The 914-nt window shown below is 68.6% G+C and carries 1 pseudogene; it reads right to left on the bottom strand.

Going from position 1 to position 914, the window contains the following annotated elements:
- Window positions 1–914: pseudogene (locus CLM62_RS34765) on the bottom strand (alpha-1,4-glucan--maltose-1-phosphate maltosyltransferase); the annotation flags it as partial.

The raw sequence follows: 914 nt of genomic DNA, 5'->3' as shown, positions 1-914 counted from the left end.
AAGGCGGGCCGGCCGCCGTGCTGGAGGTAGGCGTGCAGGATGTCGGGGGTGTTGGCGAAGAAGTTCGGCCGCATGTAGGCGGCCGCCTCCCCGGACAGTTCGGTGAGGTACTCGGTCAGTTCCTGCTTGCTGTTGCGCCAGGTGAAGTAGGTGTAGGACTGCTGGAAGCCGATCTGGGCCAGGGTGTGCATCATCGCCGGCCGGGTGAACGCCTCGGCCAGGAAGATCACATCGGGGTCGGTGCGGTTGATGTCGGCGATCACCCGCTCCCAGAACACGACCGGTTTGGTGTGCGGGTTGTCCACGCGGAAGATGCGTACCCCGTGGGCCATCCAGTGCCGCAGCACCCGCAGGGTCTCGGCGATGAGGCCGTCCATGTCGGCGTCGAAGGCGATGGGGTAGATGTCCTGGTACTTCTTCGGCGGGTTCTCCGCGTAGGCGATCGTGCCGTCGGGGCGGTGGTGGAACCACTCGGGGTGTTTGTGCACCCAGGGGTGGTCGGGGGAGCACTGCAGGGCGAAGTCCAGTGCGATCTCCAGCCCTTCGGCCCGGGCCTGGGTCACGAACCAGTCGAAGTCCTCGATGGTGCCGAGGTCGGGGTGGACGGCGTCGTGGCCGCCCTCGGGGGAGCCGATGGCCCAGGGCACGCCGACGTCGTCGGGTCCGGGGGAGAGGGTGTTGTTGCGGCCCTTGCGGAAGGTGGTGCCGATCGGGTGGATCGGCGGGAGGTAGACGACGTCGAAGCCCATGGCGGCGATTGCCGCCAGGCGGCGGGCGGCGGTGCGGAAGGTGCCGTGGGGGCGTTCGGGGGTGCCTTCGGAGCGGGGGAAGAACTCGTACCAGGAGCCGTACAGGGCGCGTTCGCGTTCCACCAGCAGCGGCAGGGTCTGCGAGGCGGTGACCATCTCCCGCAG

The organism is Streptomyces sp. SA15, from assembly GCF_002291145.1.
Taxonomy (GTDB): domain Bacteria; phylum Actinomycetota; class Actinomycetes; order Streptomycetales; family Streptomycetaceae; genus Streptomyces.
Note: the sequence above shows the minus strand (reverse complement) of the source record. Positions and strands in the feature narration are given on the sequence as shown.